The organism is Streptomyces sp. NPDC004610 (assembly GCF_040609715.1).
In the GTDB taxonomy this organism is placed as follows: domain Bacteria; phylum Actinomycetota; class Actinomycetes; order Streptomycetales; family Streptomycetaceae; genus Streptomyces.
In genome coordinates this window covers 158,714-184,756 of the sequence record NZ_JBEXLA010000016.1, presented here as the reverse complement: position 1 = coordinate 184,756, position 26,043 = coordinate 158,714, and the positions used below count along the sequence as shown (strand labels likewise).

18 protein-coding genes are annotated in these 26,043 nt (G+C 72.9%); 10 read left to right on the top strand and 8 right to left on the bottom strand.

Going from position 1 to position 26,043, the window contains the following annotated elements:
* Positions 1-27: 27 nt before the first annotated feature.
* The 3 genes from ABZX40_RS20050 to ABZX40_RS20040 form a co-directional block, all read right to left on the bottom strand.
* A complete protein-coding gene (locus ABZX40_RS20050) occupies positions 28-198 on the bottom strand; it encodes a Trm112 family protein (RefSeq protein ID WP_355739326.1) in 171 nt (56 codons plus the stop codon).
* Between the two features lie 349 nt (positions 199-547).
* The gene (locus ABZX40_RS20045) at positions 548-1,912 is read right to left on the bottom strand and encodes a phosphomannomutase/phosphoglucomutase (protein ID WP_355739329.1); all 1,365 of its coding nucleotides are present in this window, start codon (positions 1,910-1,912) and stop codon (positions 548-550) included.
* Positions 1,913-2,225: 313 nt separating this feature from the next.
* Entirely contained in the window at positions 2,226-2,648 is a 423-nt protein-coding gene (locus tag ABZX40_RS20040; protein ID WP_355739332.1) for a DUF3499 domain-containing protein, read from the bottom strand.
* A 378-nt stretch (positions 2,649-3,026) separates the two neighbouring features.
* Between ABZX40_RS20040 and ABZX40_RS20035 the strand changes: the two genes are divergently transcribed.
* Entirely contained in the window at positions 3,027-3,473 is a 447-nt protein-coding gene (locus ABZX40_RS20035) for a metallopeptidase family protein (RefSeq protein ID WP_355739699.1), read from the top strand.
* A 144-nt stretch (positions 3,474-3,617) separates the two neighbouring features.
* Here the strand turns inward: ABZX40_RS20035 and ABZX40_RS20030 are convergent, their stop codons facing one another.
* From ABZX40_RS20030 to ABZX40_RS20020, 3 genes are all read right to left on the bottom strand, one after another.
* Positions 3,618-5,102 (bottom strand): DUF5719 family protein, encoded by a 1,485-nt coding sequence (locus tag ABZX40_RS20030; RefSeq protein ID WP_355739335.1) that lies wholly within the window; start codon positions 5,100-5,102, stop codon positions 3,618-3,620.
* The gene (locus tag ABZX40_RS20025) at positions 5,099-8,797 is read right to left on the bottom strand and encodes a glycosyltransferase (RefSeq protein WP_355739338.1); all 3,699 of its coding nucleotides are present in this window, start codon (positions 8,795-8,797) and stop codon (positions 5,099-5,101) included. Before ABZX40_RS20025 ends, ABZX40_RS20030 begins: the two co-directional genes overlap by 4 nt.
* A gap of 591 nt (positions 8,798-9,388) precedes the next feature.
* Positions 9,389-9,652, bottom strand: coding sequence for a WhiB family transcriptional regulator (locus ABZX40_RS20020; protein WP_030377564.1), 264 nt, complete (start codon positions 9,650-9,652; stop codon positions 9,389-9,391).
* A gap of 771 nt (positions 9,653-10,423) precedes the next feature.
* Here ABZX40_RS20020 and ABZX40_RS20015 point away from each other — a divergent pair.
* From ABZX40_RS20015 to ABZX40_RS20000, 4 genes are all read left to right on the top strand, one after another.
* Positions 10,424-10,927, top strand: coding sequence for a cysteine dioxygenase family protein (locus ABZX40_RS20015; protein WP_355739341.1), 504 nt, complete (start codon positions 10,424-10,426; stop codon positions 10,925-10,927).
* Between the two features lie 152 nt (positions 10,928-11,079).
* Positions 11,080-12,039, top strand: coding sequence for a 2-phospho-L-lactate transferase (cofD, locus tag ABZX40_RS20010; RefSeq protein WP_355739344.1), 960 nt, complete (start codon positions 11,080-11,082; stop codon positions 12,037-12,039).
* Complete coding sequence (locus ABZX40_RS20005; RefSeq protein WP_355739347.1) at positions 12,036-13,355, top strand: coenzyme F420-0:L-glutamate ligase; 1,320 nt, start codon at positions 12,036-12,038, stop codon at positions 13,353-13,355. The genes cofD and ABZX40_RS20005 overlap by 4 nt, the downstream gene beginning before the upstream one ends.
* Before the next feature lie 147 nt (positions 13,356-13,502).
* Positions 13,503-14,471 carry a DNA-3-methyladenine glycosylase 2 family protein gene (locus ABZX40_RS20000; RefSeq protein WP_355739350.1) on the top strand — a complete coding sequence of 323 codons (969 nt, stop codon included), beginning with the start codon at positions 13,503-13,505 and terminating at the stop codon, positions 14,469-14,471.
* 278 nt (positions 14,472-14,749) lie between these two features.
* Here ABZX40_RS20000 and ABZX40_RS19995 read toward each other — a convergent pair whose 3' ends face one another.
* Both ABZX40_RS19995 and ABZX40_RS19990 read right to left on the bottom strand, forming a co-directional pair.
* A complete protein-coding gene (locus tag ABZX40_RS19995; protein WP_355739352.1) occupies positions 14,750-15,832 on the bottom strand; it encodes an NDP-sugar synthase in 1,083 nt (360 codons plus the stop codon).
* Between the two features lie 115 nt (positions 15,833-15,947).
* The gene (locus ABZX40_RS19990) at positions 15,948-17,426 is read right to left on the bottom strand and encodes a peptidoglycan recognition protein (protein ID WP_355739354.1); all 1,479 of its coding nucleotides are present in this window, start codon (positions 17,424-17,426) and stop codon (positions 15,948-15,950) included.
* A 129-nt stretch (positions 17,427-17,555) separates the two neighbouring features.
* On the opposite strand from ABZX40_RS19990, the gene ABZX40_RS19985 reads away from it, so the two are divergent.
* The 5 genes from ABZX40_RS19985 to ABZX40_RS19965 all read left to right on the top strand — a co-directional run bounded on the left by ABZX40_RS19985 (position 17,556) and on the right by ABZX40_RS19965 (position 25,799).
* Entirely contained in the window at positions 17,556-18,323 is a 768-nt protein-coding gene (locus ABZX40_RS19985) for a TIGR03089 family protein (protein ID WP_355739356.1), read from the top strand.
* A gap of 248 nt (positions 18,324-18,571) precedes the next feature.
* The gene (locus ABZX40_RS19980) at positions 18,572-19,801 is read left to right on the top strand and encodes an LCP family protein (RefSeq protein WP_355739358.1); all 1,230 of its coding nucleotides are present in this window, start codon (positions 18,572-18,574) and stop codon (positions 19,799-19,801) included.
* A gap of 254 nt (positions 19,802-20,055) precedes the next feature.
* Positions 20,056-21,888: an LCP family protein gene (locus tag ABZX40_RS19975; RefSeq protein ID WP_355739361.1), complete on the top strand. Its 1,833-nt coding sequence runs from the start codon at positions 20,056-20,058 to the stop codon at positions 21,886-21,888.
* 533 nt (positions 21,889-22,421) lie between these two features.
* Positions 22,422-23,966 (top strand): LCP family protein, encoded by a 1,545-nt coding sequence (locus tag ABZX40_RS19970; protein ID WP_355739701.1) that lies wholly within the window; start codon positions 22,422-22,424, stop codon positions 23,964-23,966.
* Positions 23,967-24,116: 150 nt separating this feature from the next.
* Entirely contained in the window at positions 24,117-25,799 is a 1,683-nt protein-coding gene (locus ABZX40_RS19965) for an LCP family protein (RefSeq protein ID WP_355739364.1), read from the top strand.
* Positions 25,800-26,043: the final 244 nt, after the last annotated feature.

The window sequence follows — 26,043 nt, the reverse complement described above, 5'->3', positions numbered from 1 at the left end:
GGCGGGGGCCTCCGATCGACGGGTGGGTTACGCCGGGCGGCGGGCCTCGTCGACGAGGAGGACGGGGATGTCGTCGCGGACGGGGTAGGCGAGGCCGCAGTCCTGTGACGTGCAGATCAGCTCGGGGTCCTGCTCCTTGAGGGGGGCGTGGCAGGCGGGGCAGGCGAGGATCTCCAGGAGGCCGGCTTCGAGGGGCATGGGGTTCCTTTCGGGGGGTGTGGGGCTGAATGGGCGTGGTTAGGGTACCGCCGTGGGGGGGGGCGGGGGGGTGGTGTGGTGGTGGTGGGGTTGTGCTGGGGGTTGTGGGTGGGTGCGGGTCGGTGGGGGCTTGTCGCGCAGTTCCCCGCGCCCCTGAGGTGGGGTGGGGTCGGCCGTGTTGTCAGGGGAGCGGGGTTGGGGGTGCGGGGACTGCGGGTGCGGGTCGGTGGGGGCTGGGTGCGCAGTTCCCCGCGCCCCTGAGGTGGGCTGGGGTGGGCCGCGTTGTCAGGGGGGCGGGGTTGGGGGGGCTGGGTGCGTAGTTCCCCGCGCCCCTGAGGTGGGGTGGGGGTCAGGCTCGGATGATGGTGAGGGCCTCGTCGCGGATTCGGGTCATGGTTTCGGCGTCGCGGGCCTCGGCGTTCAGGCGGAGGAGGGGTTCTGTGTTGGAGGGGCGGACGTTGAACCACCAGTCGGCCGTGGAGACCGTGAGGCCGTCGAGTTCGTCGAGGGTGACGCCCTCGCGGCCCTCGTACGCGGAGCGGATCGCGGCGAGGCGGCCCTGCTGGTCGTCCACGGTGGAGTTGATCTCGCCGGACCCGGCGTAGCGGTCGTACTGGGCGACCAGCGCGGACAGGGTGCCATCCTGGCCGCCGAGGGCCGCGAGGACGTGGAGGGCGGCCAGCATGCCCGTGTCGGCGTTCCAGAAGTCCTTGAAGTAGTAGTGCGCGGAGTGCTCGCCGCCGAAGATCGCGCCCGAGGTGGCCATCTCGGCCTTGATGAAGGAGTGGCCGACGCGGGTGCGGACGGGGGTGCCGCCGTTCTCCTTCACGACCTCGGGGACCGTCCAGGACGTGATCAGGTTGTGGATGACCGTGCCCTTGCCACCGTGCTTGGCCAGCTCGCGCGAGGCGACCAGGGCGGTGATCGCGGACGGGGAGACCGGGTCGCCGTTCTCGTCGACGACGAAGCAGCGGTCGGCGTCCCCGTCGAAGGCGATGCCCAGGTCGGCGCCCTCGGTGCGGACGCGCTCCTGGAGGTCCACGATGTTGGCCGGGTCCAGGGGGTTGGCCTCGTGGTTGGGGAAGGTGCCGTCCAGCTCGAAGTACATCGCTACGAGGGTCAGGGGCAGGCCCTCGAAGACCGTGGGGACCGTATGGCCGCCCATGCCGTTGCCCGCGTCGACGACGACCTTCAGGGGGCGGATGGAGGTGAGGTCGACCAGGGAGCGCAGGTGGGCCGCGTAGTCCTTCAACGTGTCCTGGCGGGTGATCGTTCCCGGGGTGGCGGCGGGGGCCGGGGCGCCGGTCTCCTGCCAGTTCTCCACCAGCGCGCGGATCTCGGCGAGGCCGGTGTCCTGGCCGACCGGGGCGGCGCCCGCGCGGCACATCTTGATGCCGTTGTACTGGGCCGGGTTGTGCGAGGCGGTGAACATCGCGCCCGGCAGGTCCAGCGCGCCCGAGGCGTAGTACAGCTGGTCCGTGGAGCACAGGCCGATCTCGGTGACGTCGACACCGAGAGCCGCCGCGCCGCGCGCGAAGGCGCCGGACAGGCCCGGCGACGAGGGCCGCATGTCGTGCCCGATCACGATCGCCCCGGCCCCGGTCACCTGGGCGAAGGCGGCGCCGAAGAGTTCGGCCAGCCCCTCGTCCCACTGGTCCGGGACCACCCCGCGTACGTCGTACGCCTTCACGATCTGCGACAGATCAGCAGCCACGGCCAGCCCTTCTGATGTCCTACTCGGTCACCCAAAACTACCTGCCCCCACCGACGGCGCGCGCGTGCCCCGGCCCAGTGCGGTGAAGGGTGGGGTGGTGGAGGTGCCGGGGGGGCGGAGGCGGTCACGCCGGGGTCGGCTGGTACCGGCGGCGGGGAGGCCGGTGCGGCGGCGGTCGCGGTCGGGGTGAACTGGTGGATGGGTTTTGGGTGTTTGGGTGGTGGTGAGGGGCTCGGGCTGTAACTCGGGGGCGGTTGGCCGTCGTTCGGCGGGTCTCGCGCGTGAGGGATGGTGAAGGGGACTTGGGCCGGGGTCAGTTGTCCGGGGAGCGCAGGACCCTGAGATGGCCGCGGCGGGCGACCTCCATCGGGTCGGCTCCGCGGGACGCCCCGCCCGCCTGCGCGCGGCGCTCCTGGGGGCGGGCCGCCTCGCGCACCGCGTTCGCCAGCGCCTCCAGGTCGTCGCCGCTGGGGCGGGCCGGGGCGGAGCCGTCCAGCAGCCGTACGACCTCCCAGCCGCGCGGGGCGGTCAGGCGCTCGGAGTGCTCGGCGCACAGGTCGTAGCAGTGGGGTTCGGCGTAGGTGGCGAGCGGGCCGAGGACCGCGGTCGAGTCGGCGTAGACGTACGTCAGCGTCGCTACGGCGGGACGGCCGCAAGCGGTGCGCGAACAGCGACGTACAGGGCTCACGACGTTGGACGGTACCGCACTCTTGAGCGGGCCGCGACGACTCTCCACCAGGTCACTCCACCGTGTCGTGTTGTGAAACGTCCCACAGATCTGTTCAGTCATACCCCGCTGACCTGCGGGGACATGCACGGGGGTGGGGGTCGGGGCGGGCCGGTTCGGTCAAGGCCCGGTACAAACAGCGTCAATTGCCTCGTGGTCGCCGGTCTCGGAGAGATACGGAATCGAGCCCAACCTTGGCCGGAATGGTCATCTGGCGACATGCCGTACGCGTCCCTCCCGGGGGTTGACCGGGCGGTCCGGGGACGGGGGGCGGGAGCGCGGTGCAGGTGAGGGGTGTACGCCGGGGTGGGCGGGGGGCGGAATCGGGTGGTCCGGCGGGTGGGTGTCAGGCGGGGCCGGGGTCGCGGGGACTACCCTTCACCAGTGATGGACAACCCCGTACCGCCTTCCGCCGCCGGACCCGGGCCGCGCCGCCGTGATCGTCATGGGCGGGGCATGCGCGGGCCGATCGCGCCGCCGCAGGTGCCGCTGGCGGCGAGCCGTGCCGACGCGTTCGCGGATCTTGTGCAGGACTCCGTGGAGCGGCTGGAGCGGCGGTGGCCGCAGCTCGCCGATGTCGACTTCCTGGTGCTGGAGGTGCCCCGGCTGGACGGGGGCGGGCCCTGGAGCGACGAGGCGGTGCCGCTGGGGCGGAGTGTGGCGGCCCTGGACGGGCGGGCGGCGCGGGTGGTGATCTACCGGCGGCCGGTCGAGATCCGCACCAAGGGGCGGGAGGAGCGGGCCGCGCTGGTGCATGAGGTGGTGGTGGAGCAGGTGGCCGAGCTGCTGGGGCTCACCCCGGAGACCGTCGATCCCCGGTACGGGGAGGACTGAGCGACCGGGGAGGACTGAGCGTACGGGGAGAACTGAGCGGCCGGGGGGAGCTGCGGGTGCGCCTCGGTCGCGCAGAGCACCGCTTCCGCGGCGGGCCCCTCCCGACCGGGGGGACTGAGCGCCCTCCCGGTCGCCGGGGCGCCGCTACTGCTGGAGTACCGACAGGTCCTGTGCCGCGTCCGGGACCGAGACCCTGCCCCGGTCGTCGGGGAGGACCTGGGTGGTGAAGGCGGGGACGTCGTCCTGGGCGGATTCGAGGGTTCTGGCGGCGTAGAGGGGGCCGCCGGAGGTGGGTTCCACGGTGAGGGCGTAGGTGCCCTTGAGGCCCTCGGGGACGGGGAGTTCGATGTTCTGGGTGGTGCCGGACTTGATCGTGTAGGACTTCGACACCGGTTCGCCGCCCTCCGTCCCGGCCGACGCGGTGACCTTGACCTTCGTCGTGGTCGTCGGGGCCGTCAGGGAGAGTGTCGTGCCCTTCTCGGTGTTGGCGACGGCTGTCGCGCGCGCGTCCACCGGGCGGCTCGCCGGGATGAAGGCGCTCTCCCGGTCGTCGCCCTCGCCGCGGATCACCTGGACCGCCGCGACGACCGGCACCGAGCCGCCCGTCGGGGTCAGCACCAGGGAGCCCGGCTCGCCCTTGGTGACGTCGGCGAGGTCGACCGAGGTGGTCATCCCCGCCTTGACGTGCAGCGTCTCATGGCCGACCGGGGTGATCAGGCCCGAGGGGCCGGCCAGCCGGAGCTTGAGGTCGGCGTCCGTGTCGCCCGGGGAGAAGGCGATCAGCCGGACCTGGGTGGCGTCCTCGGGGATGCCGGGCAGCACCAGGCTGCCCGCGGGGTCGGCGGACGCGGTCAGCCAGTCGCCGCCCAGCGTGTCGTCCAGCGCCTGGACGGCCGCGCCGACCCGGCCGCTGCGGACATTGACCCGGACCGTCAGATCGCTCTCCTCGGCCTCGGTCAGCGTGGACAGCAGGATCGGCTCGCTGGTGCGCGGCTTGACCGTGATGTCGGAGCCGACCTCGGACGTCAGGGCGCCGTCCTTGCCGTACAGCTCGATGTCGACGACGGCGGCGGAGTCGTCGGGGTTGGTGAGATGGACGTAGTCGGTGCGGTCGGCGGAGGTGCTGGCGGCCGGGAACCAGAAGTCGGTGTCGGGGGTGACGCAGGTGAGGCCCTGGAGGCCGCGGCCGGTGCCCGCGGTGACCTCGGTGGTCTGCTGGACGGTCCAGCCGGGGGCGAGGCGCCCCTCGGCGGTGCCGGTCAGGGCGGGGGCCTCGGCGCCGGACTCCTCGGCGGCGACCGGGGTGCCGGGGTCCTGCTGTTCGAGGACCGACGTGCCGGGTTCGTCCTCGGCGTCCGGGTCGGCCGACTCCTCGGCGGCGGGCAGCAGTTCGGCCGCGCCCCGGTCGCCGGTGCCCTCGGTGGCCGGGGTGAACGCGGTGTAGGTCGTTTCGGCCAGGTCGGACGTGCTGGGTGCCGGGCAGACCAGGCTGGTGCGCTCGACGGGCAGGGTGGCCGCGCGGTCGGCCGGTTCGGCGTCGGCGGTGCCGGGGGCGGAGACCGAGGCGAAGCCGGTGAGCGCGGCGAGGGCGGCCACACCGGCGATCAGGGACACGGTGGTGCGCTTCACTGCTGGCTCCCGTCGGGGCGGTGGCCGTGCGGGTCGTGCTGCCGCGCGGGGTCGTACGAGGTGTCGTGGCCCTGGGGGTGGGCGGTCGGGTCGTACGGCTGCTGCTGGGGGTGTCCGCCGTAGCCGTAGGGGTCGTACTGGGTGCCCTGGTCGGTGTTCTGGCCGGTGTTCTGGTAGGGGTCCGGCGGGTAGGGCTGGGCGTAGCCGCCGTGGGTGGGCTGCGGGGCGTACGGGTCGGCGGTGTAGGTGCCGTGGTCGGCGGTGTAGGTGGTGCCGGGGGCGGCGCCCTGGTGGGCGGGCTGGTCCCACTGAGCGTCGTAGGGCTGCTGCTGGGGGATCGGGGCGGGGGCCGGGGGCGGTTCCGGGGGTGGGAGGTGCTCGCCGGTGGGGGCGGGGTCCTCGGCGCGGTCGCGCAGGCGGCGGGCGCGGCGGCCCTCGCCGGTGGCGGGCTGCGCGGGGATCGCGGGCTCCTCGGGCAGGTCGTCGTCGATGTCGCGGCGGCGGCCGGGCAGGGCGAGGACCACCAGGACCAGCGCGAGGGCGCCCTGGGTCCACAGCCAGGCGGTGTGGGTGACGGGGGCGTCGTAGGTGATGTCCAGGCGACCGCCGGTGGCGGGGAGTTCGAAGCCCTGGGCCCAGCCGTCGACGGTGGTGGGGGTCAGGGGCCTGCCGTCCAGGGTGGCGGTCCAGCCCTCGGCGGCGGTGTCGGCGAGGCGCAGGACGCGGCCGTCGGCGCCGGAGGGGACGTCGGTGTGGATCTCGACCGGGCCTGCGGGCACCGGCTGGGGGTCGCCGCCGCCCTCGGCGGGGACGATCGCCGCGCGGGAGACCTGCCGGTCGACCTGCCACAGGGCGCTGCCGCCCTCCTGCTGGCTGAGGCGGCTGAGGCCCGGGGTGGCGTCCAGGACGCGGCCGACCTCGCGCGGGGCGCCCGGGTGGACCAGGACGTAGCGGACGGCGAAGCCGCCGAGCTGGGCGGCCTGGTCGGCACCGGAGCCGGCGATCAGGTTGGCGACGGCCTTCTCCAGCGGGGCGTTGATCCCGTCGGCGGCGGCGAGGTCGGCGTCGCCGAGGCGGGCGCCGGAGCCGCGGACCAGCGTGTAGCGCACCTGGGCGGTGCTGTCGCTGTCCAGGACCAGGGTGCGGGCCTGGTCGTCGCTGCCGCTCTCCTCGGCGACGAACGCGGGCACCTGGACGGGCTCGCGGCGCTCCAGGGGGCCGTCGGCGCCGCGGATCATCCAGCCGGCGGCGAGCAGCAGGGGGCCGGCGGCGGAGGCGAAGGCGATCAGGGCGGCGACCGGCTGGCGCCAGCCGAAGCTCTGCTCGGCGACCCGGGAGCGGGCTCCGTCGGCGCCGAGGAGGGCGGCGGCGAGCAGGGCCAGGCCGTAGACGAGGGTGGCGGGTCCGGCCCAGGCGGAGGCGTTGGACAGGACCGCGAAGAGCAGGGCGGTCAGGGCGACGGCCCAGGCGGCGAGGATGCCGGTGCGGCGCTCGGAGCGCAGCAGGGCGGCGAGCGCGGCCAGCACGATGCCGATGAGCATCGGTCCGGCGACCGTTCCGGCGCCGCCGGGGGCGGCGGCGAGCAGGTCGAGGGCGCTCGCGGCGGAGGCGCCGTACTCCAGGCCGGCCTCCTGGAAGAAGCCGGTCGGGAGCAGGGACAGCGACCAGGGGGCGAGGATCAGCAGCGGGGTGCCGAGCTGGACCAGGAAGCGGGGGCCGTAGGCGGTGAGTTCGGTGCGGCGCACGGCGAGCAGGGCGATGCCGAGGACCAGCGCGAGGGGCCACACGATCGGGGTGAACGCCGTGGTGACGGTCAGCAGCAGGGCGTAGGCCCAGGTCGCGCGCCAGGTGCCGCGGGTGCCGGCCAGGCCGGAGGCGGCGACGGCGGCGCGGGCCAGCAGCGGGAGCAGCGCGGCGAGGACGGCGGTGCCGATCCGGCCGCCGGCCAGGGCGCCGGTGGCGGCGGGCAGGAAGGCGTAGACGACGGCGGCCCACGCGCGCAGGAGGCGGGACATCACCAGCGGGCGGGAGGCGAAGTAGGCGGTGACACCGGCGATCGGGACCGAGCAGACCAGCAGCACGGTGACGGCGAGTCCGGTGGAGCCGAAGAGGAGGCTGCCGAGGGCGGCGACGGCGGCGAGGTAGGGCGGGGCGGCGGGGGTGCCGCCGGTGCCGACCGGGTGCCAGGCGTCGAGGTAGCGGGCCCACAGCTCGGCGGAGTCGGCGGGGGCGGGCAGCAGGGCGCCGCCCGCGAGGGAGCCGGTGCCGAGGAGCTGGCGGCAGGCGATCAGGGAGGCGAGCAGCAGGATCAGGAAGAGCATCGGGCCGGGGTTGCGGGCGACGCGCTTGAGCCGGGCGAACTGCTCGATCTCCAGGAAGTCGGCGTCGTCGCCGCCGGGTCCGGACTCCACCGCGCCGCCGTGGCGTCCGGCGCCGCCCGCGGTCTCGGTGTCGGAGCCGCCGAAGAGGGTGCCGGCGGCCTGCTCGACGGTGGCCCGGACGGTGGCGCCGGGGGGCGGGAAGAGCTGGCGCAGCTCGGTCTTGTCGACTTGGGACGGGCCGCGCGCGCGGCGGGCGGCGATGATCCGCTCGGGGCGCAGCAGGGTGCCGAGCAGGCCGCGGATCTCGTCGAGGGCCTGTCCGGGGACCTTGCCGACGAGATAGGCGACCGTGCGCAGGACGGTGCCGAGGACGAGCCGGAACAGGATCCAGGGCAGCAGGGCGCCGCGGGAGTTGGCGAGCAGGGTGTGGACGGCGCCGGCCTTGTCGACCTTGTGGGGGGAGGCGGCGGTGCGGCCGACGCAGTCGACGGTGCGGCGCTCGCGGGAGGCGGCCTCGGCGTGCCGTACGACGGCCTCGGGGGCGACCAGGACGCGGTGGCCGGCGGCGTGGGCACGCCAGCACAGGTCGATGTCGTCGCGCATGAGGGGCAGGCGGCGGTCGAAGCCGCCGAGCTGTTCGTAGACATCGCGGCGGATGAGCATGCCGGCGGTGGAGACGGCCAGGACCGGGCGGACGTGGTCGTGCTGGCCCTGGTCCTGCTCGCGGCGGTCCAGGCCGGTCCAGCGGCGGCCGGAGTGGGCGAGGGTGACGCCGACTTCGAGGAGCTGGCGGCGGTCGTACCAGCCGCGGAGCTTGGGGCCGACGATCGCGACGTCGTCCCGGCCCAGCTCGATCTCGTTCTCGACGACGCGGAGCAGTTCGGCGAGGGCGCCGGGTTCGGGGGCGCAGTCGTCGTGCAGCAGCCAGAGCCACTGGACGGGTTCGCCGTGGGGCAGTTCGGGGAGGTCGTAGGCGTCGTCGCGCCAGGTGCGGGTGACCGGGTCCCAGCCGCTGGGGCGCTTGAGGTAGGGCAGGTCCTCGGGGGTGAGGACGGGGGCGGTGCGGTGGGCCTCCTCGACGGCCTGGCCGAAGCCGGTGCGGCGGGCGAGGTGGAGGACCCGGTCGGCGCCGAGGGCCCGGGTGACGAGCTGCGCGGAGTCGTCGGCGCTGCCGGTGTCGGCGGCCAGGACGGACTGGACGGGTCGCTCCTGGCCGAGCAGCCCGGCGAGCGCGTCGGGCAGCCAGCGGGCGCCGTCGTGCGAGACGAGTACCGCGGTCACCACATGGCGCGGGTACTCGGGCTGGCGGGCCGGGTCAAACACTGCGGTGGCGGCCGGGTCGTGCTGGGCCGCCGGGTGGCTGTGCGCGGACATCGAGGTACGGGCCCCGGTTCGGTGGACTGCGGTGGACACCCGTGCCCGGTGGGGGCGATGGGGGTCTCGGACGAGCGCCCACACTAGCGGCTGACCATGACAACGGCCCGCCGCCTGTGGATAACCCACCCGCGACGGGCCGTTCGTACGGTGTTCGATGGGCCGGGGCCGGGGGCCGAGGCCGGGGGCCGGGAGCGAGAAGCTTGGGGGCCGGAGGTGCGGGAGCCGGGGGTCCCGGGGGTGAAGGCCCCGGGGGCTGGAGGCTCGGGGCTGGAGGTCCGGGGAACTGGAGGTCCGGGGAACTGGAGGTCCGGGGAACTGGAGGTCCGGGGAACTGGAGGTCCGGGGAACTGGAGGTCCGGGAGCCGGAGGTCCGGGGAGCCGGAGGTCCGGGGAGCCGGAGGTCCGGGGAGCCGGAGGTCCGGGGAGCTGAAGACCCCGGGAGCCGAAGGTCCCGGAGCCTGAGACCCGGGAGCTGGAGGCCCCGGAGCTGAGGCGCGGGACCCTGAGGCCCGGTGGCGGTGTTTCGCCGGGGCCGCTCCCCGGGCGGGGGCGGGGGGGCGGCGGCCGTGCCGCCCGGCGCCCGTCCGCTCAGACGGCCGCTTTCTTGAGCCGGCGGCGCTCGCGCTCGGACAGGCCGCCCCAGATGCCGAAGCGTTCGTCGTTGGCGAGGGCGTACTCAAGGCATTCGGAGCGGACCTCGCAGGCGAGACAGACCTTCTTGGCCTCGCGGGTGGAACCGCCCTTCTCGGGGAAGAAGGACTCGGGATCGGTCTGGGCGCACAGCGCGCGCTCCTGCCAGCCGAGTTCCTCGTCCGCGTCGTCGACCAGCAGTTGCTCCACCAGCTCGGTCATGTGCGCCCCTCGTCTGTCTTTCGCGTCCCCGTGATGTGGTCGTCACCGCCGTCACCGATCGATCGCGGCTGAACGACACGAGTGAAATTACAAGTGTGCTGCTCCGGGCGAGTCAAGCCGGGATCTGCTATTGGGGCCCTTATTCACTCTGCGGAACCAAGGCCGTGCGGAAAGTGTTCAAATCGCCATAAACCTCTCCACGCAGAGAGGACCCCTGGGGACGCCTGTCCTCACAGGACCTCCACAGACCCCCGCACCCGCGGTACGGAGATCCCTACGGGACATCTATTACGGACAAGGACGCCCCGCAGTTCGATCTCGTTCCGACCCGCGTGCGGAAGCGAACCTGATCACATTCGGATCACGGGACCAGGCCCCGGACCGCGCTCCCGGATGTGCGCCATGTGTCCCGGTCACCGCATGAACAAACCTTTCGGCAGGCGGATGCACCGGATGAGGTGAAAGCCGTCCCGCATACCGGGCGCCGAGTTGACACCACAGGTGTGAACCGGTGTCCTTGTGGGCATGCTCGCGAACTTGGCGCCCACCTCGACCCGCTCCGCCGGGTCCCCCGGTGCTGCCCTCGCTCGTCGTAGCTGTTGTTGCTGTTCCAGCTGTTGAGCCCAACGCGCTCCGGCTGCTCCTGAGTCGACCTCGACTCGGCTGCCCGTCCCCTCCGCCCGCACCCGGGCACACCCCACGCCCGCGACCCGGGCGGACGGTCCGTGACACCCAGCCCCCCGCACCGACGCCGAGGAACCACCCCACCCCATGAACAGCGACAGCGACCTCCAGATCGCCGGCGACATCCTTGAGGTCCCCCATCTGCTCCAGGCCCCGCGCGAGCACCCGGCCACGGTCGCCGAGTTCGCGGGCCTGGCCCGGTCGATCGCCGCGGACCGCCCGGCCTGGGAGCACCTGGTGCGCTACGACGCCACCAGCCGCTGGTACCACCGGCTGCGGACCGGGCCCGGCTACGAGGTCTGGCTGCTGTCCTGGGTGCCCGGCCAGGGCAGCGGACCGCACGACCACGGGCCGTCCTCCGGGGTGCTGACCCTGCTGTCCGGCAGCCTCACCGAGCACACGCGCGGGCGCGGGCGCGTACTGGAGCGCGGGGCGCAGCGGGTGTTCGCGCCGGGCTACACCCACGAGGTGGTCAACGACTCCCTCGAACCGGCCGTGAGCCTGCACATCTACTACCCCGGCCTGACCGAGATGCCGATGCACGCGCGCGAGCGGGCGCATTGCTGCACGGGGCGGGTTTCGCTCCGCTGAGCGACCGGTGGTGGAGGTGGGAGGGACGGGTGCGCTGCGCGGCGGGCGTCTCCCTCGCCGAGGCCAGTGCGGCACTCGGGTCGGGTGCGCCGGGGCTTCTCTCGCCGCTGACCGCTCGGTGCGTTGTCAGTGGCGCCTGCAACACTTTGCCCATGCGCATTGTGGTTCTGGCAGGCGGCATCGGCGGTGCCCGGTTCCTGCGCGGTCTGAAGCGGGCCGTGCCGGACGCGGACATCACCGTCATCGGCAACACCGGCGACGACATCCATCTCTTCGGGCTGAAGGTCTGCCCGGACCTCGACACCGTGATGTACACGCTCGGCGGCGGCATCAACGAGGAGCAGGGCTGGGGGCGGGCCGAGGAGACCTTCCACCTCAAGGAGGAGCTCGCCGCGTACGGGGCGGGCCCCGAGTGGTTCGGGCTGGGCGACCGTGATTTCGCCACCCATATCGTGCGGACCCAGATGCTGGGCGCCGGCTATCCGCTCAGCGCGGTCACCGAGGCGCTGTGCGACCGCTGGCAGCCGGGCGTCCGGCTGATCCCGATGTCCGACGACCGGATCGAGACCCATGTCGCCGTAGAGCTGGACGGCGAGCGGCGGGCGATCCACTTCCAGGAGTACTGGGTGCGGCTGCGGGCGTCCGTGCCCGCCGAGGCGGTCGTACCGGTCGGCGCCGAGCAGGCCAAGCCCGCGCCGGGTGTCCTGGAGGCCATCGCCGAGGCCGATGTCATTCTCTTCCCGCCGTCCAACCCGGTCGTCTCCGTCGGCACGATCCTCGCCGTGCCCGGGATCCGCGAGGCCATCGCCGAGGCCGGGGTGCCGGTGATCGGCCTGTCCCCCATCGTCGGGGACGCGCCGGTGCGCGGGATGGCCGACAAGGTGCTGGCCGCGGTGGGTGTCGAGGCCACGGCGGCGGCGGTCGCCGAGCACTACGGCTCGGGGCTGCTGGACGGCTGGCTGGTCGACACCGTGGACGCCGGCGCGGTGGAGCGGGTGGAGGCGGCGGGCATCCGGTGCCGGGCCGTGCCGCTGCTGATGACCGATCTCGACGCCGCCGCGCGGATGGCGGGGCAGGCGCTGGAGCTGGCCGAGGAGGTGCGGGCCCTGTGAGCGCCGGGGACGCCGCCGCGCGGGAGGGGTTCCGGGTCTGGGCGGTGCCGGGACTCCCCGAGGTGCGCACCGGGGACGATCTGGCGAAGCTGATCGCCGCGGCCGGGCCGGGGCTCGCCGACGGGGATGTCCTCCTGGTCACCTCGAAGATCGTCTCCAAGGCGGAGGGCCGGATCGTCGAGGCCGCCGACCGGGAGGCCGCGATCGACGCGGAGACCGTGCGGGTGGTGGCCCGGCGCGGGCCGCTGCGGATCGTCGAGAACCGGCAGGGCCTGGTGATGGCCGCCGCCGGGGTCGACGCCTCCAACACCCCCGCCGGGACCGTACTGCTGCTGCCCGAGGACCCGGACGCCTCCGCGCGGGCGATCCGCGCCGGGCTGCGGGACGCGCTGGGGGTCGCGGTCGGCGTGATCGTCACCGACACCTTCGGCCGCCCCTGGCGGGCCGGGCTCACCGATGTCGCGATCGGCGCCGCCGGGGTGGGGGTCCTGGACGACCTGCGGGGCGGGACGGACGCGTACGGCAATCCGCTCTCGGCGACCGTGGTGGCCACCGCCGACGAACTCGCCGCGGCCGGTGACCTGGTCAAGGGCAAGGCGGCCGGGCTGCCGGTGGCGGTGGTGCGCGGGCTGGGACATCTGGTCGGCGACGACGAAGGCCCCGGCGCCCGCGCGCTGGTGCGGGACGCGCGGGACGACATGTTCCGGCTCGGCACCTCCGAGGCCGTCCGCGAGGCGGTGACCCAGCGGCGGACGGTCCGCGCGTTCACCGACGAGCCGGTGGACCCCGGGGCGGTCCGGCGGGCGGTGGCCGCGGCGGTCACGGCACCCGCGCCGCACCACACCACGCCCTGGCGGTTCGTGCTGCTGGAGTCGGAGCGGTCGCGGGTGCGGCTGCTGGACGCCATGCGGGAGGCGTGGATCGAGGATCTGCGGCGGGACGGGAAGAGCGAGGAGTCCATCGCCAAGCGGGTGCGGCGCGGGGATGTGCTGCGCGGGGCGCCCTATCTGGTGGTGCCCTGTCTGGTCATGGACGGCTCGCACCACTACGGGGACGCGCGGCGGGATACGGCCGAGCGGGAGATGTTCGTCGTCGCCACGGGGGCCGGGGTGCAGAATCTGCTGGTCGCGCTGGCCGGGGAGCGGCTGGGGTCGGCGTGGGTGTCGTCCACGATGTTCTGCCGGGACGTGGTGCGGCGGGTGCTGGAGCTGCCGGGGGACTGGGATCCGATGGGGGCGGTCGCGGTCGGGCATCCGGCGGAGGCACCCCGGGCGCGGGGGGTGCGGGACGCCGGGGGGTTTGTCGAGGTGCGGTGAGGTGGGTGGGGTGGGGGCGAGTGAGGTGTGCCGGGAGGTGGGTGCGGTGCGGTTCGGGGGGTGGGGTTTGTACGGTGAGGTGTGTGCGGTGAGCGGGATTCGGATCTGAGGGGGTTGCCGGTGGCTGGACGTTTTGCGCCTCGGGCCGTGCCTGGGCAGGTCCGTGCGGGGTCCCGCGTGGGTGGTGGGCTGGTGCGGACATGGGTGCCCGAGGGGCCGGTGGAGCTGGGGCTGGTACTCGGGCCGTTGCGGCGCGGGCCCGCCGACCCCACGTTCCGGGCGCTGCCCGACGGGTCGGTGTGGCGGGCCTGCCGGACGCCGGGCGGGCCGGGGACCCTGCGGGTGTCCCTGGGGGGCGGGGCGGTCCGGGGGGAGGCCTGGGGGCCCGGGGGCGGCTGGCTGCTGGAGCGGTTGCCGGAGCTGCTGGGGAGTGCGGACGATCCCTCGGTGTTCCGGCCCCGGCACCGGCTGGTCGCGCTGGCGCGGCATCGGCGTCCCGGGCTGCGGCTGACCCGGACCGGGCTGGTGATGGAGTCGCTGATCCCGTCGATCCTGGAGCAGAAGGTCACGACCGTCGAGGCGTACCGGGCCTGGCGGATGCTGGTGCGGCGGTTCGGGGAGCCCGCGCCGGGGCCCGCCGGGCGGGGGGAGGTCGGGGGGATGGCTGGGGGGATGTGGGTGATGCCGGACGCGCGGGGGTGGGCGTTGATCCCGTCGTGGGAGTGGCATCGGGCCGGGGTCGATGACAAGCGGGCGTCGACGATCCTGCGGGCCGTGCGGGTCGCTGCGCGGCTTGAGCAGGCGGTGGGGATGTCGGCGGGGGATGCGCGGAGGCGGCTTGAGGTGGTGCCGGGGGTGGGGGCGTGGACGTCTGCGGAGGTGGTGCAGCGTAGTCATGGGGCGGCGGATGAGGTGACCGTGGGGGATCTGCATCTGCCGGGGATCGTGGGGTTCGCGCTGGCGGGGGATCGGTATGCCGACGACAGGGAGATGCTGCGCTTGCTTGAGCCGTATGGGGGGCAGCGGCATCGGGCGGTTCGGTTGATTTTGCTGGGGGGGAAGGTGCCGGAGAGGCGGGCGCCTCGGATGGCGGTGGGGGATATTGCTGGGTTGTGACGGGGGGGAAGGGGGAGTTAGGTGTGTGGATGGGTGCGGGAGCGTTGGGGCTGGTCGCGCAGTTCCCCGCGCCCCTGAGGGGGTGGGTGGTCGGCCGAGTGGAGTGGGTGCGGGAGCGCTGGGGCTGAGTGCGCAGTTCCCCGCGCCCCTGAAGGGGTGGGTGGTCGGCCGAGTGGAGTGGGTGCGGGAGCGCTGTGGTTGAGTGCGCAGTTCCCCGCGTCCCTGGAGGGGTGCCCCAGCGCCCCTGAAGGCAAGGGGCGTGGGGGGGCGCTGTGGGGTTACTGGTCCGAGGAGAAGCGGAGGGCGCCCCGGGGGATCTGGGCGTCGCACCAGACTCTGGCGCCTGACTGGAGTTCGTTGTCGGGGCCGACGAACGCTCCGTCGCCGATGACCGTGCCGGTGAGTATGGAGCGCTCGCCTACCCGCGCGCCCGTGCCGATCAGGGAGTCCGTGATGACCGCGCCGGGCTCGATCACCGCGCCGGGCAGGATCGTGGAGCCGACGACCCGCGCGCCCCTGGCCACCAGCGCGCCCTCCCCCACCACCGTGCCGCCGGTGAGCTTGGCGTCGGGGGCGACCCTGGCCGTGGGGAGGATGAGACGGTCACCGGTGCGGCCCGGGACCGCCGGGGACGGGGCCCGGCCCAGCACCAGGTCCGCCGAACCGCGCACGAACGCCGCCGGGGTGCCGAGGTCCAGCCAGTATGTGGAGTCGACCATGCCCTGGAGATGGGCCCCGGCGGCGAGGAGCCCGGGGAACGTCTCGCGCTCGACCGACACCGGGCGGCCCGCCGGGATCGTGTCGATGACCGAGCGGCGGAAGACATACGCCCCCGCGTTGATCTGGTCGGTGACGATCTCCTCCGGTGTCTGCGGCTTCTCCAGGAACGCCGTCACCCGGCCCGTCTCGTCCGTGGGGACCAGACCGTAGGCCCGGGGATCGGTGACCTGGGTGAGGTGCAGGGAGACATCCGCGCCCGCGCGTTCATGGGTGTCGACCAGGGCGCGGATGTTCAGGCCGGTCAGGATGTCGCCGTTGAAGACAAGGACCGGTTCGTCCGGGGCCGAGTGGAGGCGGGACGCCACATTGCGGATGGCGCCGCCCGTGCCGAGCGGCTCGTCCTCCGTGACGTACTCCAGGTGCAGTCCGAGCGACGAGCCGTCGCCGAAGTGCGGTTCGAAGACCTCCGCCAGATAGGACGTGGCGAGCACGATGTGCTCCACGCCCGCCGCGCGGGCCCGTGCCAGCTGATGCGTGAGAAACGGCACCCCCGCCGCTCTGACCATCGGCTTGGGCGTGTGCACCGTGAGCGGGCGCAGCCGGGTGCCCTTGCCGCCGACCAGAAGGATCGCTTCCGTCACCTGTCGTCTCTGCTTCCTGCCGGGACCGGCCGAACTGTCATTCGGCCGGTCAGTGTATGCAGACGGGTGGTGCGGAGGGTTGTCGCAGCCCCTCCCCCGAGGCCCTACGGCCGGCTCAACGCCCTTGCAGGCGTGCCGCGTCGGTACGGGCGGTGCCGAGTTTGCCGTAGAGCTGGCCGCCGGGGCAGTTCGTGGCGAAACCGTCCCGGTGTCCGGAGATCACATTCAGTCGCACATTCTTACCCTTTGCATAGAGATTGCCACCACCCGACTTGAGAGACGTCGTTCCCTTCGGATTGGCTCCCCAGATGCCCAGTTTCCAGGCGCTGAGCCGGGCGACCGCGGTGACCGCGGACGCGGTGGGCTTGGTGGAGCTGTAGGTGCCGATGACGGCGATCCCCATGCTGTCGGTGTTGAAACCGAGGGTGTGCGCGCCCAGCACCGGCTTCGCCACACCGCCGGCCCGGCCCTCGTAGAGGTTTCCGCATTTGTCGACGAGGAAGTTGTAGCCGATGTCCCGCCAGCCCATGCTCCACACGTGGTAGCGGTAGATACCGCGAATGACGGAGGACGCCTGGGAGCACTTGTAGTTGTTGCCGGTGGCGGTGTGGTGGACGAAGGCGGCCTTGACCTTCTTCGTGTAGAGGAAGCTCTTCTCGCGCAGGCTCTCGTCCGCGCCCCAGCCCTTGCGGGTGACGATCTTCGGGCGCGGGCCGATGTAGGGCTTGGCCTGGGGGGCGCCGGCCGCGGCGGCGGTGCCCGGGGAAGTGGCGCCCTGGGAGGTGGCGCCCGGGGAGGCGAGGGCCAGTTCGCGTTCCGTCTCGGCGCGGGTGAGGGCCGGGAGCTCCAGGGGCTCGGCGGGAGCGGCGGGGGTGCCGGAGGCCGTCGGCGGGGTGGCCGACTGGGGGCCGTCCGCCACTCCCGGGTCGATCAGTTCGATCCGCAGGCCCGCCGGGAGGACCGGCTCGGTGCCGGAGCGGGCGCCGTCGCCACCCGGCTCGGCGGACGTGGCGGACGTGGCGGACTCCTCCGCCTGTGCCTGGACGCGGACCTCGACGCCGTCCGACTCCCCCACCCACAGCGGGGCCGTCGCGCCCCGGAGGCGGGGCGAGGAGCGCTCGGCGGTGTCGGGGTCGGCGGCGTGTTCGGCGTTGTGGGTCTCCAGGTCCTGCCAGCCGGACCAGTCGCCGGTGAGGGCGGAGCGGGTGCGGACCTGGACGGTGCCGTGGAGTTCGGCGTCGGGGTCGTCCCAGATGACGCCGAGGAGGGAGAAGTGCCGGACGTCCTGGACGGGCAGTCCCTGGAGGGTGGCGCCGAGGGCGCGGTCCCGGGAGAGGGGGCCGAGGGGGAGCGACTCCGTACTGCCCGGGATACCGGTGGTGCCGGTGGTTCCGGTAGTGCCGGTGGCTCCGCTGGTGCCGCTGGTGCCGCTGGTGCTGGTGGTTCCGGTGGTTCCGGTGGCGCGGGCAGTGGTGGCCGTGTCGGTGGCGGACCCGGGGTGACCGGGGGCCGCCGCGGCCTCGGGGAGGGTCGTCGGGAGGGCGAGGGCGGCCATACAGGTGACGCCGATGGCGGAGGCAAGGTATCCACGCATGCATCTGATCGTGGACATCACGGTGCAAATCTGTCCATCGCGGAACTGAGGGGGCGTCGGGTGCCGCTGCGCCGAACCGGTGACCCGGACGTTCCGGGCGGCGGGCGGTGCGCGCGTACGCTTGCCCGGGTGAACTCCACCGATCGCACCCCTGCCGACCTGCTGCGTTCCGCGCTGGCCGCGGATCCGGCCCGCCCGCTGGTGACCTTCTACGACGATGCCACGGGCGAGCGCGTGGAATTGTCCGTCGCCACCTTCGCCAATTGGGTGGCCAAGACGTCGAATCTGCTCCAGGACGGACTGTCCGCTCAGCCGGGTGAGCGGGTGGCGCTGCTGCTGCCCGCGCACTGGCAGACGGCGGTGTGGCTGGTGGCCTGTTCCTCGGTGGGCGTGCTCGCCGACCTGGGCGGGGACGCCGGGCGGGCGGACCATGTGGTGGCCGGGCCGGGGGCGTTCGAGGCGGGGCTCGCGTGCCGGGGGGAGCGGTACGCGCTGTCGCTGGCGCCGCTGGGACGCCGGTTCGTGCCGGGCCCCCCGGACGGCTACGCGGACTACGCGGTGGACGTCCCGACCTTCGGCGACCGGTTCGTCCCGTACGCGCCGGTCGATCCGGAGGAACCCGCGCTGATCGTGGCGGGCGCGGAGTTGAGCGGCGCGGAGGTGGTCGAGCGGGCCCGGGGCGACGCGGCGGGGTTCGGTTTCACCGGGCCGGGCTCGCGGGTGCTGTCCGGGCTGCCGTACGACACCTGGGACGGGGTGAGCGCGGGGCTCTACGCGGCGCTGGCCAGCGGGGGGTCGGTGGTGCTGTGCCGGAACCTGGAGCGGCTGACCGAGGACGCGCTGGCGGCGCGGGCGGAGAGCGAGCGGGTGACCGAGATCGTACGGACGCCCCGGTAGGCGCGGGCTCCCTCGACGCCGTCACCCGGTGGGCGTGGGTACGGGCTCCGCTGCCGTCACCCTGGTAGGTGCGGGTAGGGGCTCCCCCCTATGCCGTCACCCCGCCAGGCACGGATACCGGCTCCCCCGGCGCCGTCACCCCGGCAACCGCCCCGCCGCCGTCACCCGTTCGGTCCTCCCCGGGGCGCCCCCGTCGCCCTCCCCCGGCATCGTCGTAGGCGCAGCGAGTCGGTCGTAGGGGGTGTGTGGTGGGTGGCGGGTCAGACGAGGGTGGCGGGGCCTCGGCCGTCGGGGCCGGGGTACGCCGACGGCGGCGCCGGCGCTGGGTGCGCGCGGGCGCGCTCGGGGGCGTGGGGCTGCTGCTGGCCGGGGCGGGCGTCGGATGGGGCGTCTATCTGAAGCTGAACGGCAACATCACCGCCGACGAGGCCGCCGCCCGGGAACTGGCCCGGTACGAGAAGGAGCGCCCCACCGCACTGGTGAAGGGCGCCCAGAATCTGCTGGTCCTCGGCTCCGACTCCCGCTCCGGGGAGGGCAATCGGCGCTACGGGCAGGACGACGGCACCGAGCGCTCGGACACCGCGATCCTGCTGCATCTGCCCGCCGGGCGGAACAGCGCCACGGCCGTGTCGATCCCCCGGGATCTGATGGTGGACGTCCCCTCCTGCCGCGACCGGGACGGCGGGCGCAGCGCGCCGGTGTTCGCGATGTTCAACCACGCCTTCGAGACCGGGGGTTCGGCGTGCACGATCCGGACCGTGGAAAAGCTGACGGACATCCGGATCGACCACCATCTCGTCGTCGACTTCAGCGGATTCAAGGACATCGTGGACGCCCTCGACGGGGTGGAGATCTGCCTGGCGAAGCCCATTCACGACGAGGACGCCAAACTCCGGCTGCCCGCGGGCCGGGTGACGCTCGACGGGGAACAGGCCCTCGGTTACGTCCGGGTCCGCAAGTCGCTCGGGGACGGCAGCGACACCGACCGGATGGACCGGCAGCAGCGCTTCCTGGCGGCCCTGGTGAAGAAGGTGCGCGGCAATGGCGTACTGCTGAATCCGGCGAAGCTCTATCCGGTGCTGGACGCCGCGACCTCGTCCCTCACCACCGACCCGGGACTGGCCAGTCTGCGGAGTCTGTACGCGCTCGTTCGAGGACTGCGGGACATCCCCACCGAACGTGTTCAATTCCTCACGGTGCCGCGAGAGTCGTACGCGGGCAACGCCAATCGCGATCAGCTCGTGGAGCCCGCCGCCGAGCGACTCTTCGAACGTCTGCGCATGGACACGCCGGTCGCGGTGACCCCCGGCGGGGAATCCCGGACATCCCGGAAATCCGGGAAACCAGGGAAACTGGGGAAACTCGGGCAACCAGGGAAACCCGGGAAATCCGACAAGGCGGACAAGAAGCCCTCGCGGGACGCGTCCGCCGCGCCCACTTTCCGGGGTGACACCGCCGCCCGGGACGGCTGTTCCTGAGGTTTCCGGGCCGCCCGGGTAAAGCGGATCCCAAGCGGGCGTACGAGTGTTCAAAGAAATGGGCCGGATTGCCCAGTTGTAGGGACAACCAATTTCGGGCCGCCGTCGCTGGACGCTGAACTGGGCGGATAGTGTGAGCGCTTCGGTGTGTACTCGACCCGCGGACGTCGTGGTGTCGCGCACTGTGTGTACGAGACCCGAGCGCCTTTGAGGGGGAAGGCGCCGCGTGGCCCCGACGGAGGATTCGGACAACCGTGGACGCGCAAGGCCGTGGGCGGGCGGAGAATGTCGATCCCGCAGACCAGTGGGTGCTCAATCCGAACACCGGTGAATACGAACTGCGACTGAGTCCTTCCGCACCGCAGTCACCGGTTCCCGGGCAACGCGGATCGGGCAGACCGCCGCGTTCCCGAAAGGCGCCGGCGCCGGGTGGCGGCGGCACCGCCAAGGAGGCGCGGGGCAGCCGCTCCGGATCCGCTCCGGCCCGGTCGGGCCAGGGCGCGTCCGGTGCGAGCGAGACCCGTCAGGCTCCGGGACGTACCTCACCCGGACGGGACGTTCCCGGCCCGCGCCGGCGTCGTAGCGCTCCCGAGGAGCCGCCGCCCGGCCGGCGCGGGCGGCGCCCGGCGAAGAAGAACAGGGCGAAGAAGGCGCTGGTGTGGACCGGCGGCACGATGGCCTTCGTCCTGGTGGCGGCCGGTGTCGGCGGCTATCTGTATCTGAGGCATCTGGAAGGCAACGTCAGTACGACCGATGTCGGTGACGCGGGCTCCAGCAGCTTCTCCAAGGACGAGGCGTTCAACATCCTGCTCCTCGGTACGGACAAGCGCACCGGTGAGGGCAACGACGGCTACGGCGACACCGGCAGCGAGGGCCACGCCGACACCACGATCCTGCTGCATGTCTCCAAGGACCGGACGAACGCGACCGCGCTCAGCATTCCGCGCGATCTGATCGTGGACATCCCGGACTGCGCGACCAAGCAGGAGGACGGCACCGAGACGGTGGTGCCGGGCGAGACCGGGGTCCGGTTCAACACCAGCCTGGGTCAGGCGGGCCGGGACGCCGGGTGCACCATGCGGACCGTCGAGGCGGTCACCGGGATAAAGCCGGACCACTTCATGATGGCCGACTTCAACGCGATCAAGACACTGACCACGGCGGTGGACGGGGTCGAGGTGTGTGTGGAGGAGGCGGTCGACGACCCCGACTCCAAGCTGAAGCTGCCCGAGGGTACGTCGGTCATCGAGGGTGAGCAGGCGCTCGCGTTCGTCCGGACCCGGCACAGCTGGGGCAACCAGGGCGATCTGGACCGGATCAAGGTGCAGCAGCAGTTCCTGGGGTCGCTGATGCGGAAGATGTCCTCCAGCGACACCCTGACCAGCCCGAGCAAGCTGCTCTCCCTCGCCGAGGCGGCGACCGACGCGCTGACCGTGGACACCGGTATCGGCAAGGTGTCCACGCTGACGGATGTGGCGCTGGAGCTGAAGAAGGTGCCCCCGAAGAACATCACCTTCACCACCGTGCCGGTGATCGACAATCCGGCCGAGGTGGTCAAGGCGACGGTCGTCGTGGACGAGACCAAGGCGCCCGAGGTGTTCGACGCCATCAACGGCGATGTCTCCTTCACCGAGGTGAAGAAGCAGGAGGAGGAGAAGAAGGACGCGGCGGCGGCCGAGGCGGCGAAGCGGCTGGAGGGCACGAAGGCCGATCCGTCGGAGGTGCGGGTGCGGATCCTCAACGGCGGGGGCGGTGACGGGGCGGCGCAGCAGACGCTGACCTGGCTCCAGACCGAGGAGGGGGTCGTCAAGTCCGAGCAGGTCGGCAACGCGGATGCGGACCAGCCGAAGACGAGTCTGGAGTACGCGCCGGACCAGGCGGACGAGGCGCGGGCGCTGGCGGAGATCATGGGGCTGCCGGGGACCGCGCTGAAGCCGGGGGAGAGTGTGGCCAACTCTCAGGGGTTGCCGGCGATGACGTTGATTCTCGGGGAGGACTTCAAGGGGGCGGGGACGCCGGTCACGGGGGCGGCGAAGGCGCCTGAGGTGGAGAAGTCGACGGCGGATCAGGAGAAGTGCGCTAGCTGATTCACCGGGGGGCGTTGTCGGTTGGGTGCGGGTGGGTGGGGGCTGGTCGCGCAGTTCCCCGCGCCCCTAAAAGCCTGGGCCCAGCCCGGCGACGCTCAGCCCATGCGGCCCTGAAAGCCTTGGACCAGCCCGGCGACGCTCAGCCCATGCGGCCCTGAAAGCCTTGGCTCAGCCCGGCGACGCTCAGCCCATGCGGCCCTGAAAGTCTTGGACCAGCCCGGCGATCAGGCCATGCGGCCACCGAAAGCCTTGGCTCGGCCCGGCGACGCTCAGGCCGTGCGCCCGTCGAGAAGCCTTGGCTCGGCCCGGTGCCATGCGTCACTGAAGGGCCCCCTGCGTTGCCCGAACGTTCCCTTCTGCCGCTCCCGTGTGTGAATTTTGCTCGGGCGTGGCCAACCACCGGCCGGTCTCGTGGGTCTGACAGGTAACCCACCGGTGTCGGCGGGTCGGCCCGGGTGGGGAAGGACGGGGACGTGAGCGGGAGCAGTGTGCGGGGGGACGCGCCCGCAGAGGGAAGCCGCGTGGAGGACACCATGCCGCTGCGGCCCCGGATCGTCCGCTCGCGGCGCTCCGGAACCGGGCGTCGGCTGATCCGCTGGTCGGCCAGTACCCTCGCGGTCGTCATCCTCGGTACCGCCGGTGCCGGGTATCTCTACTACCAGCACCTCAGCGGCAATCTGGAGAAGGGCGAGCGCAGCAGCGGTGACTCCAAGGCCGAGCGCACCGCCCCCAACGCGGCCGGGCAGACGCCCCTCAACATCCTGCTCATCGGCTCCGACAGCCGCGCCTCCAACGCCAATGTGGCGCTCGGCGGCAGCCGGGACAACCGGGACAGTCCGCCGCTCGGCGACGTCCAGATGCTGATCCATCTCTCCGCCGACCGCAAGAGCGCGGCCGTGGTCACCATCCCCCGTGACACCCGGGTCGACATACCCGAGTGCAAGGACCCCAAGACCGGCACGACCTATCCGGCGACCAACGCCATCATCAATGAGTCCCTGGGCCGCGGCGGCGCCGGCTGCACCCTCGCCACCTGGGAGAACCTCACCGGCGTCTATATCGACCACTGGATGACCATCGACTTCGCCGGGGTCGTCAGCATGGCGGACGCCATCGGCGGGGTGGAGGTCTGCGTCCGGCAGAACGTCTGGGACCGTCCGCTGCCCGGGATGAAGGGCGGCTCCGGGCTGAAGATGACCGCCGGACGCAAGAAGGTGCAGGGCGAGCAGGCCCTCCAGTGGCTGCGCACCCGGCACGCCTGGGGCAGTGATCTGCTGCGCGCCCGCGCCCAGCACATGTACCTCAACTCCATGATCCGCACCCTCAAGCAGCAGAGCGTCTTCACCGACGGCGGCCGGCTGACCCAGCTCGCCGAGGCGGCCACCGAGTCGCTGGCGGTCTCCGAGGAGATCGGCTCGCCCAAGAAGCTCTACGACCTCGGGATGCAGCTCAAGACCGTACCGACCGACCGCATCACCATGACGACCATGCCCAACGTCCAGGACCCCCAGGACTCCAACCATGTCGTCCCCGACACCGCCGACGCCGAGACCATGTGGACGATGCTCCGCGACGACGTCCCCTTCGACAGCAACGGCAAGGAGGAGAAGAAGAAGGGGAAGAAGGAGAACTCGGAAGCGGTCGCCGTGGAGCCCTCCGCGCCCGACGCCGAGATCGGCGTCCAGGTGCGCAACGGGACCCGCTCCGGGAGTGAGGCCGCCGTTCCCGGGCGGGCCGGGGCCGTCGCGCAGGAACTGGTGGGGGCCGGGTTCGTACGGGCGGCGGCCGATTCCTCGGGGTCGCTGGCGCAGGAGCGCACCGTGGTGTCGTATCCGAGCGCGGAGTTGGAGGGGGACGCGCAGCGGGTGGCCGAGGCGCTGGGGATTCCGCTGAGTTCGGTCAAGCGGTCCACCGAGGTCTCGGGGGTCACGCTGGTCGTCGGCGCCGACTGGCGGGAGGGCGCGGCGTATCCGCGGCAGGCCGCGCCGGAGGCCGGGGACGTCCCCGACACCGCCGACGCCCTCAACGGTTCCGACGACACCCCGTGCATGGAGGTGTACGCGCCTTATCGCTGGTGACACACGTCACTCAGGCAGGGGTTGCCCGCCCGGGGCCCGCTCGAAAAGATCGCAGCTGTTCTGGTGTAGACCTGTAGAGCCGTGGACCTCGTGGTCCGGCCTCGGGTCCTTGATCCCCGTACCGCGCAGGGGTGGGGGAGGACGGACACAATGACGCAGCACCGTGTGCGAGGGGAGGGCACGCTCACGCGCGCCCGGCGCACCGCCGGAACCGACACCGAAACCGACACCGACAACGTTTCCGGGGCCGACACCGACACCGACACCGACACCGATGTCGACACCGAGGTGGAGGAGACCGAGGCCGGGTCCGAGGAGGGGCGTGGGGCTCCGCCCCGGCGCCGTCGGCGCCGGATCCTGAAGTGGGCCGCCGCCGGGCTCGCCCTCGCCGTGCTCGGCGCGGCGGGCGCCGGATACCTCTACTACGAGCGGCTCAACGACAATCTCCGCAAGGACCATCTCAATCTCGGGGACAGCAAGGTCGCCGCGCCCACCCCGAACGCCGCCGGGCAGACCCCGCTGAACATTCTGCTGATCGGCTCGGACGCCCGGGACTCCGAGGAGAACCAGGAGCTGGGCGGCGCCAGGGAGACCTTCGGGGCGGCGCCGCTGGCCGATGTGCAGATGCTGCTGCATCTGTCGGCGGACCGCACCAACATGTCGGTGATCAGCATGCCCCGGGACACCCTGGTGGAGATACCGAAGTGCACCGACCCCGACGACGGGACGGTGTACCCGGCGAGCGACGGCCGGGTGATGACCAACCGGAGCCTCGGGCACGGCGGTCCGGGGTGTGCGGTGGCGACCTGGCAGGAGCTGACCGGGATCCATATCGACCACTTCATGATGGTCGACTTCGCCGGGGTGGTGAGCATGGCCGACGCGATCGGCGGGGTCCCGGTGTGCGTGGACGCCAACATCCTCTCCCGCACCAGCGACGGCAAGGGCTCCGGGCTGAAGCTGGAGAAGGGCACCACCGCGATCCAGGGTGAGCAGGCCCTGGAGTGGCTGCGCACCCGCTACGGCTTCGAGGACGGCAGCGATCTGGCCCGCGCCAAGGCCCAGCACATGTACATGAACTCGATGGTCCGCGAGCTGCGCGCCAACGCCACCCTGACCAGCCCCAACAAGCTGCGCCGGCTGGTCGAGGAGGCCACCCGGGCACTCACCGTCGACGAGGGCCTGGACACGGTGAAGAAGCTGTACGACCTCAGCAACGAGCTGCGCAAGGTCGAGCCGGCGCGGATCACCATGACGACGATGCCCAACCGGTACGTGGGCGCCCGGGTCGAGCCCACCGAGGACGCCGAGCAACTGTTCCGGCTGGTGCGGGAGGACATCGCGCTGGACGGCAAGGACGAGCCGAAGACGCCCGCCAAGGCCGGGCCCACGAAGCCCGCGGAGCCCTCCGACCCGGCCGCCGAGGACGCCGAGATCGCCGTCCAGGTGCAGAACGGGACCCGGACGGACACGCTGGGACCGGCGTCGGGGCGGGCGAGCACGGTGGCGGGGCTGCTGGTGGAGGACGGCTTCGAGGAGGCGTTCGCCGACCGGTCGTCCGCGCTGAGCGAGGAGCGGACCGTGGTGCGCTACCCGAGCGCCGATCTGGAGGGCGACGCCCTCCGGGTGGCCGAGGCGCTGGGCGTCCCGGCGGACGCGGTGGAGAAGAGCACGGAGGTCTCCGGGGTCACCCTGGTGGTCGGCGCGGACTGGCGCGAGGGCACCCGGTACGAGGCCCCCGAGGCGGACGACTCCATGCCGGACACCGCGAACCCGCTCAACGGGGCGGACGACAGCGCCTGTATGCGGGTGAATCCGAACTACACCTGGTGAGCGGGAACGTCAGCCCCCGGTGAGCCCCGCCGGGCGGCGGGGGTGCGGCCGGGTCGAGGACCGGCATGATCCCGGAAACGGCCGGGAGCCGCATCCCGGCCGGGTCGTTCATCAGTGCGCGCGTTACCGCGAACGGGGGACACGTTTGCGCGCCGCCGGGTGCGCTGCACCGGGTCGCAGATCGTATGGGCCTACGGTGCTCACGGCCGGGCCCTGCATCCCGACGGGCCCCCGATCCCGACAG

Bases quoted from the DNA above. Each gene is read 5' to 3' on its own strand.
- ABZX40_RS20020 (WP_030377564.1), bottom strand. From the start codon at position 9,652: ATGACCGAGCTGGTGGAGCAACTGCTGGTCGACGACGCGGACGAGGAA.
- ABZX40_RS19990 (WP_355739354.1), bottom strand. From the start codon at position 17,426: ATGCGTGGATACCTTGCCTCCGCCATCGGCGTCACCTGTATGGCCGCC.
- ABZX40_RS19970 (WP_355739701.1), top strand. From the start codon at position 22,422: ATGCCGCTGCGGCCCCGGATCGTCCGCTCGCGGCGCTCCGGAACCGGG.
- ABZX40_RS19965 (WP_355739364.1), top strand. From the start codon at position 24,117: ATGACGCAGCACCGTGTGCGAGGGGAGGGCACGCTCACGCGCGCCCGG.
- ABZX40_RS20050 (WP_355739326.1), bottom strand. From the start codon at position 198: ATGCCCCTCGAAGCCGGCCTCCTGGAGATCCTCGCCTGCCCCGCCTGC.
- ABZX40_RS20025 (WP_355739338.1), bottom strand. From the start codon at position 8,797: ATGTCCGCGCACAGCCACCCGGCGGCCCAGCACGACCCGGCCGCCACC.
- ABZX40_RS20035 (WP_355739699.1), top strand. From the start codon at position 3,027: ATGGACAACCCCGTACCGCCTTCCGCCGCCGGACCCGGGCCGCGCCGC.
- ABZX40_RS20015 (WP_355739341.1), top strand. From the start codon at position 10,424: ATGAACAGCGACAGCGACCTCCAGATCGCCGGCGACATCCTTGAGGTC.
- cofD (WP_355739344.1), top strand. From the start codon at position 11,080: ATGCGCATTGTGGTTCTGGCAGGCGGCATCGGCGGTGCCCGGTTCCTG.